Annotated in this window: 9 protein-coding genes, 1 tRNA gene and 2 rRNA genes; 3 read left to right on the top strand and 9 right to left on the bottom strand. The window is 61.5% G+C overall.

From position 1 onward, the window contains the following. Positions 1 to 19: 19 nt before the first annotated feature. The 4 genes from EN850_RS05760 to EN850_RS05745 form a co-directional block, all read right to left on the bottom strand. Entirely contained in the window at positions 20 to 775 is a 756-nt protein-coding gene (locus EN850_RS05760; protein WP_127279898.1) for an ATP-binding cassette domain-containing protein, read from the bottom strand. Beyond that, complete coding sequence (locus tag EN850_RS05755; RefSeq protein WP_127279899.1) at positions 768 to 1,829, bottom strand: ribose ABC transporter; 1,062 nt, start codon at positions 1,827 to 1,829, stop codon at positions 768 to 770. The genes EN850_RS05760 and EN850_RS05755 overlap by 8 nt, the downstream gene beginning before the upstream one ends. Before the next feature lie 103 nt (positions 1,830 to 1,932). Further along, positions 1,933 to 2,910: an ABC transporter substrate-binding protein gene (locus EN850_RS05750; protein WP_136090809.1), complete on the bottom strand. Its 978-nt coding sequence runs from the start codon at positions 2,908 to 2,910 to the stop codon at positions 1,933 to 1,935. A 431-nt stretch (positions 2,911 to 3,341) separates the two neighbouring features. Beyond that, positions 3,342 to 4,247 carry a sugar-binding transcriptional regulator gene (locus EN850_RS05745; RefSeq protein WP_135914941.1) on the bottom strand — a complete coding sequence of 302 codons (906 nt, stop codon included), beginning with the start codon at positions 4,245 to 4,247 and terminating at the stop codon, positions 3,342 to 3,344. A 280-nt stretch (positions 4,248 to 4,527) separates the two neighbouring features. On the opposite strand from EN850_RS05745, the gene EN850_RS05740 reads away from it, so the two are divergent. Both EN850_RS05740 and EN850_RS05735 read left to right on the top strand, forming a co-directional pair. Beyond that, a complete protein-coding gene (locus tag EN850_RS05740; protein WP_135914940.1) occupies positions 4,528 to 5,436 on the top strand; it encodes a tagatose-bisphosphate aldolase in 909 nt (302 codons plus the stop codon). 34 nt (positions 5,437 to 5,470) lie between these two features. After that, positions 5,471 to 6,916: an ROK family protein gene (locus EN850_RS05735; protein ID WP_135914939.1), complete on the top strand. Its 1,446-nt coding sequence runs from the start codon at positions 5,471 to 5,473 to the stop codon at positions 6,914 to 6,916. 220 nt (positions 6,917 to 7,136) lie between these two features. Here EN850_RS05735 and EN850_RS05725 read toward each other — a convergent pair whose 3' ends face one another. Together EN850_RS05725 and EN850_RS05720 are read right to left on the bottom strand one after the other, a co-directional pair. Then, complete coding sequence (locus EN850_RS05725; protein WP_127872303.1) at positions 7,137 to 7,748, bottom strand: NAD(P)-dependent oxidoreductase; 612 nt, start codon at positions 7,746 to 7,748, stop codon at positions 7,137 to 7,139. 40 nt (positions 7,749 to 7,788) lie between these two features. Continuing rightward, positions 7,789 to 8,427: a DsbA family protein gene (locus EN850_RS05720; RefSeq protein WP_136090808.1), complete on the bottom strand. Its 639-nt coding sequence runs from the start codon at positions 8,425 to 8,427 to the stop codon at positions 7,789 to 7,791. A gap of 140 nt (positions 8,428 to 8,567) precedes the next feature. On the opposite strand from EN850_RS05720, the gene EN850_RS05715 reads away from it, so the two are divergent. Further along, entirely contained in the window at positions 8,568 to 9,485 is a 918-nt protein-coding gene (locus tag EN850_RS05715; RefSeq protein ID WP_127279803.1) for a LysR family transcriptional regulator, read from the top strand. 366 nt (positions 9,486 to 9,851) lie between these two features. Here the strand turns inward: EN850_RS05715 and EN850_RS05710 are convergent. The 3 genes from EN850_RS05710 to EN850_RS05700 all read right to left on the bottom strand — a co-directional run bounded on the left by EN850_RS05710 (position 9,852) and on the right by EN850_RS05700 (position 13,234). After that, a tRNA-Met gene (locus EN850_RS05710) sits at positions 9,852 to 9,928 on the bottom strand. Between the two features lie 178 nt (positions 9,929 to 10,106). Beyond that, positions 10,107 to 10,221 (bottom strand): 5S ribosomal RNA (gene rrf / locus EN850_RS05705). 203 nt (positions 10,222 to 10,424) lie between these two features. Further along, positions 10,425 to 13,234 (bottom strand): 23S ribosomal RNA (locus tag EN850_RS05700). Between the last annotated feature and the right edge of the window lie 351 nt (positions 13,235 to 13,585).

Here is a 13,585-nt window from a genome sequence, read left to right as displayed (position 1 = left end):
TCACACCGAGAGAACCCGCCTATCCCCCGACCATCAGCCTGACGACTTCGTCATGATTGGTCTCGGAGATCTTGCGCTCGCCGGCCTGGACGCCGCGCCGCAGCACGACGATGCGGTCCGAAACCGCGAAGATGTCCTGCAAATTGTGCGAGATGAAGATCACGCCGCGTCCTTGCGCCTTGAGCTGGTGGATCAGCGAAATCACCTTGCGCTGCTCCGGCACGCCCAATGCCGCCGTCGGTTCGTCCATGATCAGGATCTGCGCATCCCAGTAGACGGCGCGGCCGATGGCGACGGCCTGGCGCTGGCCGCCGGAGAAATTGCTGACCGGGGCGTTCATCCGGCTGACATGGAAATCGAGCCGCTTCATCGTCTCCCTGGCGGCCTCTGCCATCGCCTTGCGATCGAGCACCGGCAGGAAGCCGAACGCCTTGCGCATCGGTTCGCGGCCAAGGAAGATGTTGGCGCCGATCGACAGATTGTCGGCCAGAGCCAGATCCTGGTAGATCGTCTCGATGCCTTTTTCGCGCGCCTCCTGCGGCGTCGCGAAAGCCACTGGCTGGCCACCGAGCAGGATTTCGCCCCCCGTCGGCTGGAACACGCCCGAGATCGCCTTGATCAGCGTCGTCTTGCCGGCGCCATTGTCGCCGGCAAGCGCCACCACTTCGCCCGGCCGCACGGCCATGGAGAAATCGCTGAGCGCACGCACGGCGCCAAAATGCTTGGACAGGTTGCGGACTTCGAGCAAGGGAGTGTTCTGGTCGGTGCTATTCATCCTGGCGGCCTCCACTGAACCGGCGCTGCGCCTGGTCTATGAGCACGGAAATGATGATGACGACGCCGACGGCGATGAATTGCCAGAACGGCTCGACATTGACGAAGACCAGCCCGTACTGGATGACCGCGATCACCAGCGCGCCGGCGACCGTGCCCAGGATCGTGCCGGAGCCGCCGAACAGGCTGGCGCCGCCGATCACCACCGCCGCGACGCTGTCGAGCAGCAGCGGCTCGCCGGCTTGTGCCGCACCGGCGGTGAAGCGCGCTGCGTAGAGCGCCCCGCCAAGGCCGGCGCACATCGCCGACAGCACATAGAGCCGCAATATGTGGCCCCTGATATCGATGCCGGCGCGCCGCGCCGCCTGCACATTGGCGCCGATGGCATAATTGTGCTGGCCGAACCGCGTCTGGCTGAGCAGGTAGTGCATGCCGATGACGAAGACGGCAGCGATCATGACCAGATAGGGCACGCCATAGAACTTGCCGTTGCCGAGCAGCGCGAACCAAGAATTCTGCACCGGCACCGTGGTGCCGCCGGCAAGCAGGAAGGCAACGCCGCGCGCGACGCCGAACATGCCGAGCGTACCGATGAACGGCGGCACCCTGAGGCGTGAGATCAGCAGACCATTGATGATGCCGGGCACACCGGCAACGATCACGGCGGCGAGGATGCCCGCGAGCATGGCCAGCGGCAAGGGAATGGCGGCGCCCGCCATATTGGTGGCATGCGCTGCAACGACTGCGGCAAGGCCCATGATGAAGCCGAGCGACAGGTCGATGCCGCCTGAAATGATGACGAAGGTCTGGCCGGTCGCCAGCAGCAGCGGCGCTATCGCGAAGATCGCAATGGATTGCAGGTTGAACGGGTTGAGCACGAACGTCGCGCCGAAGGCGTATCTCGACCATATCTCGAAACAGATGATCAGGCCGGCAAGGAACAGCCAGGCGCGCCCTTCGGCGATGCGTCCGATCAGGCTCCTGGCCGGATCGCCATGATCGGCCTGGGGGGCGACATGCTTCTCGGCAGGCTGGGCTGGTGATGTCGAGGTCATGAATACTCCGCGGCGCGGCTGCCTTCAAACAGGCCCCGCCTTTTGCGGGACCCGGCGCGAACTCCCCCCGGCAAAACCGGGAGGGAGCCAAGCTCGTCTGGGCTTACTCGGAGTAGAGATACTTCGAGATGTTCGGGTCCGCGATGTTCGACTTGTCCATGATCGTGAAGCCGGTGCCGATCGTGACCGGGATCGAATGGCCGGTCAGGTGGGCGTAGGCCGAAACCACGCCGTAATAGCCGATCTCGGCCGGATGCTGGGCGATTGCCACGTCCACGAGGCCGGTATTGATGTTGTCGACGATGCTGGTCGGTGCATCGAAGGCAACCACCTTGACGGTCCCCGTCTGCCCCGCCTGCTTGACGCCGTTGGCGGCGCCGAGCGCCGAGAACAGGTTGGCGCCGAACACGCCGACGAGATCGGGATTGCGCGCGAAGACAGCCTGCAGCTGCGAGGCCGCCTTGTTGGCGTCGTCGTCATTGAACTGGGTTTCCAGAACGGTGATGCCGGTATGCTTGGCCATCTCCTTCTTGAAGCCTTCTTCGCGCTGATCGGTGGTCGAAATGCCGGGCTTGACGTTCGACACATAGACCTTGCCCTTGTCGCCGATGGACGTGGCCAGCGCCCTAGCCGCGATCTCGCCGCCCAGCACATTGTCCGAGGCAATGTAGGCCAGCGGGAAATCGGCGTCGCCGGCACCCGTCTGGTAGGCGCTGCTGCCGATGAAAGTATCGACGGTTATGACCGGGATGCCGGCATCATTGGCCTTGCGCAGCGGTTCCACCAGCTGGACCTTGTCGGTGGGCGCGATCAGGATAGCATCCGGCTTCTTGGCGATGACCGCGTCGAGCACTGGCACCTGGGTGACCGGATTGAAGTCCGGAGCACCCTGGAAGACCAGGTTCACGCCGAGCGCATCGGCAGCCGCCTGAGCACCTTTGCGCATGGTGATGTAGAAGCCATCGGTGGTGAGGCCCGGAATGAGCGCAATGGTGTATTTCTTGTCCTGTGCCTGCGCGGGCGCCATCAGCACCGTCGCGCTGACGGCAAGCGCCGCGAGCGCGGCAACGATCTTCTTCATGACATCCTCCTCATTGTTGGCAATTCTGCCGTTTGCGGTGACATTGGAATGGCCGTCATCCGCGCGGGGGCAGGATGCCGACGGCCGGGAACGCCTGTTTGCCTTTCGCGGGCAGCTCCTCCCAAGCGCCCTCCAGTCTGTCAGCCGGTCCAGCCGACCGGCGCAATCGCCGTGCTCGCTTTCCTCGCCTCCGCCAGGTCAGGGAACACAGCGCCCGGCATGCCTGCACGCCGGGTCCGTATTTTGTAACACTTTGCAGAAATAAATTGCAACCCGGTTTTTCCGGGACGGCAACGCCGGCTTTTCCAGACACCATCCGACTGCTCCTCGGAGCCCAGGCGAACTATCGTCCCGACTCCCCGGCGATACAATCGATTTCGCAACGGCTTCTCTCCGCGCCACGGCGCGGCATCCGTCCGGCATATCTGCCGCTATCGCGTTGCAAGAACCGCGAGGATGGCCTGCGCCGTCTTGGTATCCGTCACCAGCGTGTTGATGAGCCCGGAACGAACGGCGCCGATGATTGCCGTCGCCTTCTCAGGCGAGGCGGCGACGCCGATCACCAGCGGCACGGCGCGAAGCTGCGCCGGCGACATGGCGATCATCCGGCTCTCCCCTTCCCAGGCGATCAGGGCGCCTTCCGCATCGAAGTAATGACGCAGCACGTCGCCGGCCGCGTGAACCAGCGCCTGCTCGCTCGGCGTGGCTGCGCTCGCCTCGGGCGCGTTTATGGCGTGCGGCAGGCCGATGCCGACGATCGCCACATCGGTTCTCTCCCACAAGGCGACGGCGTCGCGGATGGCGGCGTCGCGCAGGAAGACCTCGCGCAGCTCGCTCGACGGCAAATAGGGCGCATGGATGAAGCGCGGCGTGCCACCGAACTCCTCCGCGGCAAGCCGCACGAATTCATTGACCTGGAAATGCGCCGCGTGCTGCTGCATGCCGCCGGTTGCGGCCACTGTCAGCACGCCCGGCATGCGCGGCAGGCCGGCGCGGATGACCTCGCGCACGGCGCGCCCCCAGCCGATGGCGACCACGGAGCCGGCCACCAGCTGCGCCTGCCTGAGCAAAGCGCCAAGCGGGGCGGAAAGCGCCGTCAACCCACCCGCCGCCGGCGTCTCGACAACCGCGGCATCCCGCAATTTCAGCCCGTCGACCAGTTGCCTGGTGATATCCTCCGGCGTCGCCAGGTCGATGACCTCGATGCGCACGATGCCCTCGGCCCGCGCCCGCTGCAGCAAGCGCGAAATCGTCGCGGTGGAGACACCGAGCTGCCGCGCTATGTCGACCTGCGACATCTCCTCCACATAGTGCAGCTTTGCAACCGTGTGCAGCATCGTGCGCGATGCGGTCGCGTCCTGGACGGAGGGAACAGACAGCTTGCAATTCCTTTCAGCAACGTGTTACACACGTATACGCCGATGGGAGTTATCGCGCAAATCGGGTGAACTCGCAACTTGAGGGCCATACCAGGCCACGCGCCGGCAAGGCTGCTTGTGCTGGCAGCCGGCGATGCATCAGGCGGCAAAATCTTCCTGCCGGCAGGCAGGCAAACTGACCATTGTTTCCACGGGATCAGCGCCTCGGCGAGAGAGCGCCAACATCGGACAGAAAACCATGACGAAGATGACCACCGCGGAACTGCGCGGCTACCAGCAGATATGCGGCAGGGACGGCGCCATGGTGGCCATCGCTTGCGACCAGCGCGGCGGCATGCGCACCTTGCTGGCATCAGACCCCGCGGACCAGGCCAGGATCACCAACGACATGCTCGGCGACACCAAGGCCGACATCACGCGCTACCTAGCAAGCGCTGCGTCCTGCGTGCTGCTCGACCCGCTCTGCGCGGTGCCGAGGGTGGTCGACGAGGGCGTGCTGAACCGGGATACCGCACTCCTCATCGGCCTCGACGCCTCCGGTTTCGACGTTTCGCCGGAAGGCTACCGCCTGTCGCGGCTGGTTCCCGGCATCGACGCGCGGCGCGTGCGCGAACTCGGCGGCACGGGCGGCAAGATCATGGTCTATCTCAGGGCCGACAAGCCGCAGGCCAACGAGCACAACATCGCCATCCTGCGCCAGTGCATCACCGACTTCGGCAAAGAGGATCTGCTGCTCGTCGTCGAGTTCCTGACCTATCAGCTCGACGGAGAAAGTCCGGAAGACTATGCGGCCAAGACGCCTTGGCTGGTCGAGGAAGGCACAAGGATTTCGCTGGAATGCGGCGCAAAGGTGCTGAAGCTTCCCTACCCCGGAACGCCGGAAGCCTGTGCCAACATCACAAAAATGGCTGGCGAAGTGCCGTGGGCGGTGCTTTCGGCAGGCGTCAACCACGCTACCTTCCTCGGCCAGGTCGAGATCGCCATGCAAAATGGCGCCTCCGGTGTGATCGCCGGCCGTTCGCTCTGGAAGGACTGCATCTCGCTCGACCGTGACATTCAGCGCGAAAGGCTTAAGACCATCGCGGTGCCGCGACTGCGAGAAATCCAGGCGGTGATCGGGCACTATCGGCAGAAGGCCGCCGCCTGATATCCCGTTGGATCACCGGCACGTGCAGGACATCATGCCACAAAAATCGATGGCCATAGGGATCGATATCGGCGGCACCAATTTGCGTGCCGCCCGCATATCGCGCACGGGTGAAATCCTCAAACGCCTCAGCGAGAAGAGCGCGCCCGACCCGGAACTGGTGCTTGGCCGGATCGCCGACATGGTGCGCCTTCTCGATACGCCCGACGTGGCGGCCATCGGCGTCGGTGTTCCCGGCCGCGTCGACGCGCGGCGCGGCACGGTCCTGTCGGGTGGCTATGTCAACCTTGCCTCGGTCGCGCTGGCGCAGCGGCTGGAAAGCATGACCGGCAAGCCTGTTATCCTCGACAATGATTGCAACATGGCGCTGGCCGCAGAGATGGCTCTTGGCGCCGGCCGGGGCCACGACAACATCGCCATGTTCACCATCGGCACCGGCATTGGCGGCGCCGTGGTCCAGAACCGACGGATCATGCGCGGCCGGGCAACGGCGGGACAACTTGGCCACATCACCGTCGACGTCGACGGCGAGGTCTGTGCCTGCGGGCGGCGCGGCTGTGTCGAAACCACCAGTTCCGGCACGGCGCTTGGCCGCCACATCGCGCGCGCCGGCTTTGGGCCTGACGTTTCGGTCGACCAGCTCTTTGCTCGCGACGTGGCCGGCGATATCGAGGCGCGCAGCATACTGGAAGCCTGGGCAAGGCCGCTGCGCGCGGCGATCGATACCACCGTCGCCATGTTTGACCCCGACCTCGTTCTGCTTGGCGGTGGGCTTGGCCTCGCGGCACACAGAGCGCTCGGCCACGCGCCGGCGCTGGCGCCCTGGTACCAATGCCCGGTCGAGCCGGCACAGCTCGGCGACGATGCCGGTGTGATCGGCGCCGGGCTCCAGGCGCTTTCGGCCCCGGCATCGACATCGCTTTCCGTTAACCTTGGTCGCGCCAGACGCGCCGTGCTCGTCAACGGCATCCCGGCCAGCGGCAAGAGCACCGTGTCACGCGGCATCGCCGACCGCATGGGATGGCCGCTGCTTGCACTCGACACGGTCAAAAACCCGTTCCTCGAAGTGCTCGGCGGCGCCGATCGCGAATTCAACCGCACGCTGGGCCGCGCCAGCTACCAGGCAATCTGGTCGGTCGTCGGCGACGCCCCGGCCGGCAGCACCTTCATCGTCGACGCCTGGTTCGGTTTCCAGCCCCGGCAAGTGCTCGAGGATCATCTGCGCAAGGCCGGCGTCGAACACACCGTCGAGATCTGGTGCCACGCGCCCGGCGAGGTTCTGGCCGAACGTTATGGCGCCAGGCTCGGCCAGCGCCTCCCCGGCCATCCCGGCGCTGCCTATATCCCTGAACTGATTGAACTGGCCAAACGCGCCGAACCGCTGCGGCGCGGACCGCTGTTCGACGTCGACACCACGCGGCCGATCGACTTCGATGCCATCACCGCATGGCTGCGCGCGACCTTGGCCAGCGACGCCTGAACCACTTCCCGTACTGGCGCCGGTTACCGCCGGCGGCAACCGAAGCGTCGTGTGGGCGATCTGCCAAGCGGATTCGACATGCCGCCGCGCCGCCGCTTCAGCCTCATGGCATCCATGATCTCGGTCATCACGGCAATCGCCGGCCCGCGTTTCCAGCCTGAGGACTAGCGAAGATGACGAGCGGTCACTTTGCGACGCTCGTCACTTGCGCAGCGCTGTATCAATAGCCGACGGTGAAGCGCTGCCTGACATGCGCCGGCTTCTCGATCTCGTCGACCAGGACGATGGCATAGTCCTCGAAGGAAATGCTGCTGCCCTTGTCCGAGGCGAGAAGCGTGTCCTTGCCGAGACGGTATTTGCCGGTGCGCTCGCCTGGGACGAACAGGGCCGAAGGCGACAGGAGCGTCCAGTCGAGATCGCCGACCGTCTTGAGCTTATCCAGGAAGTCGGCGCCCTTCTGTGCTTCGGCCTTGTAGATCTCGGGGAATTCGGGAGTGTCGACCAGCCGCTTGCCGGGCGCGACTTCGAGACTGCCCGCGCCGCCCACGACGAGATACCGCTTCACGCCGGAGTCACGCACCGCAGCGATCAACGTATCGGGGTCGCTGTCCAGGAAATGCACCGAGCTGATCACCACGTCGTGTCCGCGGATCAAATCGGCGAGACCTTGCCTGTCAAAGACATCGCCTTTTCTGGCGGTCACGCCGGGCAGCGCCGCGATCTTTTCCGGGCTGCGGGCGATGCCGGTGACCGTATGGCCACGGTCGGAGAGTTCCTTGAGCAGGCGCGAACCGACGGCGCCGGAGGCGCCGATAAGAGCAACTTTTGCCATGTCTTCTTCCATTTCCTGTTGGAGGCTGATTGGGTGGAGATCAGGCCGCAGCGATATGGGCGACGAGATTGTCGAAGCTGCCGAACAGCGCGTTCGAACCGATGAGCCGGGGCGCTTCGTTGCGGATGACCGCCAGCGAAGGCACGCCATTGGCATGCAAGCGCTGGAACAACGCGCGGCCGCGACCGACCAGTTCGCGGTGAGCCGTCAGCAGCCGCTCCGTTGGCGCCGCCAGCAACTCGCCCGCATCCGCCATGCCAGCGGCGGAGAGCACCTCGGCGACACCGCCGGCGGTGACGATATCGCGGCCGTCGACATAGCGTGCCCGCTGGATCGCCTTCAGCGCGGTCAGCCGCCGGCCGGGATCTTCCAGGCCTGCGGCGCTGATGGCGAGCGTGGCGGTATGGGAGTCCCGCAGAGTGCCACGAACGTTTAGAACGTTGCGCTGATAAGCCTGCGTGAACGGCTGTCCCGTCAGACGTTCGATACGCTGATCGTTGGCCCAGGCATGGGCGGCAAACCCCTCATCCATCGGACGCGCGCCGGCGCCGGAAAACAGGCCGGTCGCCAGCAATTCGACGCGCACGCCGCCTGCCATCAATTTGTCCAGCATTGGGGTGGCGCCGTAGCACCAACCGCAGAGCGGATCGAAAAGGTAAGTCACGCCTGAGTTGCGCATGATTGCCTGATGTCCGTTGGCGGGGCTCCCCGCGACCTGACCGTCAAATGTCCTGGCCCATATGTGGCAGCGGGCGGTCTTGCGATAAATGGCTACCAATAATACAAACTGTCTGATCCAATCAGACAAAAGCGATCACTTTGGCCGACCTGCTGAACCTCAATCGACTCATTTACTTCACCACCGTGATGGAGACCGGGTCCTTCACATCGGCAGCCGACCGACTTGGCGTCGCCAAAGCCGTGGTCAGCCATCAGATTGGCAAGCTCGAGGAAGAACTGGGCGCGTCTCTCATGCGACGCACGACGCGCCGCGTCACACCGACAGAAGAGGGACGCCTCTTCTATGACCGTGCAATGATCATTCTGCGGGAAGCGGAAGCCGCCTATGGCGAGATTTCGCGCGGTGGCGTCGAACCGGCGGGAATGCTGAGACTGACCGCACCGCTCGACTACGGCACGAAGATCGTTGCGCCGGTCATCGCCGCCTATCTGAAAACCTATCCGCATATGCGCGTCGAGGCGATCTTCGACGATGCGGTAAGCAATCTGGTCGACGAGCAGATCGACCTCGGCATCCGCGTCGGCTGGCTTGCCGATTCCTCGAACCAGGCGCGGCGCCTGGGCACGATACGGCAGATCGTGGTGGCAAGTCCTGCCCTCGCCGCGAGCCTGCCGCAGGGTGTGAGCCCGCGCCAGGCGCGATCGCTGGCCTGGGTCGGAAACGCCCAGCTTCGCGGTGTCGGCCAATGGCTGTTTTCCAGGAATGGTGACAAGGTGCTGACCGAGCTCAATCCGGTCATCACATGCGACAAGAGCCCGGCCGCCCACGCCTGCGTGCTTGCCGGCATAGGGCTGGGTGTGTTTCCCGACTACAGCGTCAGCGATGATATCGCCGAAGGACGGCTGGTGCCGGTCTTTGCCGAATGGGCCTTGCCCACCGGCGGCATCCACGCCGTCTTTCCGCCGGCAAGGTTCAGGCCCGCCAAGGTACGCGTATTTGTAGACCTGCTCGCCGCCGCCGAGAAAAAACGATCGCGCGGCAGCGCGATGCTGTGAGATGTGACCGCCGCGGAAGGTCAGGAATGACTTACATTAAAGCGGTTATGCCATCTCCCAAAAACAAAACGCCCGCGGCGATTGCTACGGGCGTTTGTATGGATTGTTTTGGTCGGTGGGATTTGTTTGTTGTGCGTCGCGGGCTTGTTCTCGCCTGGGGGGCGGATTGATCTCTGGTGCGAACGCGAAACGGCCCGCCGGGTTTGATCCAGGCGGGCGGTTTAATTTGGTTGCGGGGAGAGGATTTGGTTTTTTGTCCTGCTGCGTCGGCAAGGCCTGCTTGCGGGCCGCTGATGACAGGTTCGAATCGCCGGCGACCACGGCAAAATACAAAAGAGCCCGCACGATGGCGGGCTCATTTGTATTTGGTTGCGGGGACAGGATTTGAACCTGTGACCTTCAGGTTATGAGCCTGACGAGCTACCGGGCTGCTCCACCCCGCGCCACCGATTTGCAAGCGAGAGCTTGCGAGAGGTTTGTCCGCCAAATGAAAGGGCCGCTTACGCGGCCCGTGTTTCCCGTTGGCGGGCCATGTTCAGAGAAGATTTCATCGCCTCGACCCAAAAACCGGCTTCGATTTTTGGAAAGTAGGATGTGACACATAAAACGTGCGTTTAGCAGACCTGGCAGCGACCTACTCTCCCGCGTCTTGAGACGAAGTACCATCAGCGCTGGAGCGTTTCACGGCCGAGTTCGGAATGGGATCGGGTGCAGCCGCTCCGCCATAACCACCAGGTCGGCAAAACGCACGTTATTCGAGAAGCTGTTTTTTGTGCCTTTGGAGTTCTTTTAGCCTGGCGCCTTTCGAAGCGAAGCTTCGCAAGGTCGACCGACCGTCGGCGCTTGTGCGCCGCACCCACGTAGCGCCGCCCGAAGGGCGGAACAAGCGTGAGTGAGAACAAACCATCTGACGAAGTCAGATGGACATAAGGAATGAGAACGATCAAGCCGATCGAACTATTAGTACCGGTAAGCTTCAAGCGTTGCCGCTCTTCCACACCCGGCCTATCAACGTGGTCGTCTTCCACGGTTCTCAGGGAATACTCGTTTTAAGGTGGGTTTCCCGCTTAGATGCCTTCAGCGGTTATCCCGTCCGGATATAGCTACCCTGCTATGCGGCTGGCGCCACAACAGGTCCACCAGAGATCCGTCCATCCCGGTCCTCTCGTACTAGGGACAGATCCTTTCAATATTCCTACACCCACGGCAGATAGGGACCGAACTGTCTCACGACGTTCTGAACCCAACTCACGTACCGCTTTAAATGGCGAACAGCCATACCCTTGGGACCTGCTCCAGCCCCAGGATGCGATGAGTCGACATCGAGGTGCCAAACAACCCCGTCGATATGGACTCTTGGGGGTCATCAGCCTGTTATCCCCGGCGTACCTTTTATCCGTTGAGCGATGGCCCTTCCACGCGGGACCACCGGATCACTATGACCGACTTTCGTCTCTGCTCGACTTGTCAGTCTCGCAGTCAGGCAGGCTTATGCCATTGCACTCAGCGAACGATTTCCGACCGTTCTGAGCCCACCATCGCGCGCCTCCGTTACTCTTTAGGAGGCGACCGCCCCAGTCAAACTACCCACCATACATTGTCCCGGACCCGGATAACGGGCCGCGGTTAGACATCCATAGTAATAAGGGTGGTATTTCAAGGGTGGCTCCACCTGAGCTGGCGCCCAGGTTTCAAAGCCTACCACCTATCCTACACATGCCACTACGAATGCCAATGTAAAGCTATAGTAAAGGTGCACGGGGTCTTTCCGTCTAACCGCAGGAACCCCGCATCTTCACGGGGAATTCAATTTCACTGAGTCTATGCTGGAGACAGCGGGGAAGTCGTTACGCCATTCGTGCAGGTCGGAACTTACCCGACAAGGAATTTCGCTACCTTAGGACCGTTATAGTTACGGCCGCCGTTTACTGGGGCTTCGATTCAGAGCTTGCACCCCTCCTCTTAACCTTCCAGCACCGGGCAGGCGTCAGACCCTATACGTCGTCTTGCGACTTCGCAGAGCCCTGTGTTTTTGATAAACAGTCGCTACCCCCTGGTCTGTGCCACCCTCCTCCACTTGCGTGGAAAAGGGTCACGCTTCTTCCGAAGTTACGCGTGCAATTTGCCGAGTTCCTTCAGCATAGTTCTCTCAAGCGCCTTGGTATACTCTACCAGACCACCAGTGTCGGTTTCGGGTACGGTTTATAAGGAGGAGCTATTTCCTGGAACCACGCAGCAGCCCGTTCAATCCGATAAGATTGGACTACCTCAATGATCCGTCACTACCTCCAAGCCCACGAATATTAACGTGGTTCCCATCGACTACGCGTTTCCGCCTCGTCTTAGGGGCCGGCTAACCCTGCTCAGATTAGCTTTAAGCAGGAACCCTTGGTCTTTCGGCGGGGGAGTCTCTCACTCCCCTTACGTTACTCATGTCAGCATTCGCACTTCTGATACCTCCACCACCCCTCACGGGTATGGCTTCATCAGCTTACAGAACGCTCCGCTACCGCTCGTATTGCTACGAACCCTAAGCTTCGGTGTATGGCTTTAGCCCCGTTACATTTTCGGCGCAAAGACCCTTATTTAGACCAGTGAGCTGTTACGCTTTCTTTAAATGATGGCTGCTTCTAAGCCAACATCCTGGTTGTTTTGGGATCCTCACATCCTTTCCCACTTAGCCATAACTTGGGGACCTTAGCTGTAGGTCAGGGTTGTTTCCCTTTTCACGACGGACGTTAGCACCCGCCGTGTGTCTGCCGACTAGTACTCCCAGGTATTCGGAGTTTGGTTAGGTTTGGTAATCCGGTGAGGACCCCTAGCCCATCCAGTGCTCTACCCCCTGGGGTATTCGGTCGACGCTCTACCTAAATAGATTTCGCGGAGAACCAGCTATTTCCGAGTTTGATTGGCCTTTCACCCCTAGCCACAAGTCATCCCGAACTATTGCAACAGTTATGGGTTCGGTCCTCCAGTAAGTGTTACCTTACCTTCAACCTGCTCATGGCTAGATCACTCGGTTTCGGGTCTAATGCAACGAACTGAACGCCCTGTTCAGACTCGCTTTCGCTGCGCCTACACCTAGCGGTTTAAGCTTGCTCGTCACACTAAGTCGCTGACCCATTATACAAAAGGTACGTGGTCACCCTTGCGGGCTCCCACTGTTTGTAGGCAATCGGTTTCAGGTACTCTTTCACTCCCCTTGTCGGGGTGCTTTTCACCTTTCCCTCACGGTACTAGTTCGCTATCGGTCATGCACGAGTACTTAGGCTTGGAGGGTGGTCCCCCCAATTTCAGACAGGATTTCACGTGTCCCGCCTTACTCGAGGACGATTGATTGCATTACGCGTACGGGGCTGTCACCCACTATGGCCCTACTTTCCAGAAGGTTCCGCTTGTCTCTCAATCGCCACTGGCCTGGTCCGGGTTCGCTCGCCACTACTTCCGGAGTCTCGGTTGATGTCCTTTCCTACGGGTACTTAGATGTTTCAGTTCCCCGCGTTCGCCACTTTATCCCTATGTATTCAGGATAAGTTACCTATTAACGATACTTGGAAACCACAGCAGCAAGTCGGCCTTGCGACCTTCTGGCTGCTCTGATTTTCCAAGTACCTTAGGTGGGTTTCCCCATTCGGAAATCTACGGATCAAAGGGTATTCGCACCTCCCCGTAGCTTATCGCAGCGTATCACGTCCTTCATCGCCTGTGCATGCCAAGGCATCCACCAATTGCCCTTAAGACACTTGATCGTTCTCATTGCCAATGCCCACCCGCGCAATCCGAAGGATTGTCGCTTCAGCCACCCTTGAGGGGTTAGCGTCCGCGCAATTCCGAAGGAATTGTCGCCTGAACCGGATCCTGTGCGGGATCCAATTCGATGTCATTGGCACAAAAAGACCAGCTTCTCGAGATCGGTTCGAGGGTGCGGTTAGGCAAACCCATCATATGCAAGGGATTGAGCGTCCCTTGCGACAAATCACGATCCTTTCAGATCATGAAGTTCGAACAAATCTTCTCTTTACGATGTCAAACAGAACAGGCGGTGAGCATGACGCTCGCCGCAAACTCTTATTACGAATGACTTTTTCTCACCATCTCTA

The organism is Mesorhizobium sp. M8A.F.Ca.ET.207.01.1.1 (genome assembly GCF_004794715.1).
Lineage (GTDB): Bacteria > Pseudomonadota > Alphaproteobacteria > Rhizobiales > Rhizobiaceae > Mesorhizobium.
This window is presented reverse-complemented; position numbering and strand designations above follow the sequence as displayed.

Excerpts from the sequence above, each read along its gene's own strand:
- EN850_RS05735 (WP_135914939.1), top strand. The coding sequence starts at position 5,471 with ATGCCACAAAAATCGATGGCCATAGGGATCGATATCGGCGGCACCAAT.
- EN850_RS05720 (WP_136090808.1), bottom strand. The coding sequence starts at position 8,427 with ATGCGCAACTCAGGCGTGACTTACCTTTTCGATCCGCTCTGCGGTTGG.
- EN850_RS05760 (WP_127279898.1), bottom strand. The coding sequence starts at position 775 with ATGAATAGCACCGACCAGAACACTCCCTTGCTCGAAGTCCGCAACCTG.
- EN850_RS05740 (WP_135914940.1), top strand. The coding sequence starts at position 4,528 with ATGACGAAGATGACCACCGCGGAACTGCGCGGCTACCAGCAGATATGC.
- EN850_RS05745 (WP_135914941.1), bottom strand. The coding sequence starts at position 4,247 with ATGCTGCACACGGTTGCAAAGCTGCACTATGTGGAGGAGATGTCGCAG.
- EN850_RS05750 (WP_136090809.1), bottom strand. The coding sequence starts at position 2,910 with ATGAAGAAGATCGTTGCCGCGCTCGCGGCGCTTGCCGTCAGCGCGACG.
- EN850_RS05725 (WP_127872303.1), bottom strand. The coding sequence starts at position 7,748 with ATGGCAAAAGTTGCTCTTATCGGCGCCTCCGGCGCCGTCGGTTCGCGC.
- EN850_RS05755 (WP_127279899.1), bottom strand. The coding sequence starts at position 1,829 with ATGACCTCGACATCACCAGCCCAGCCTGCCGAGAAGCATGTCGCCCCC.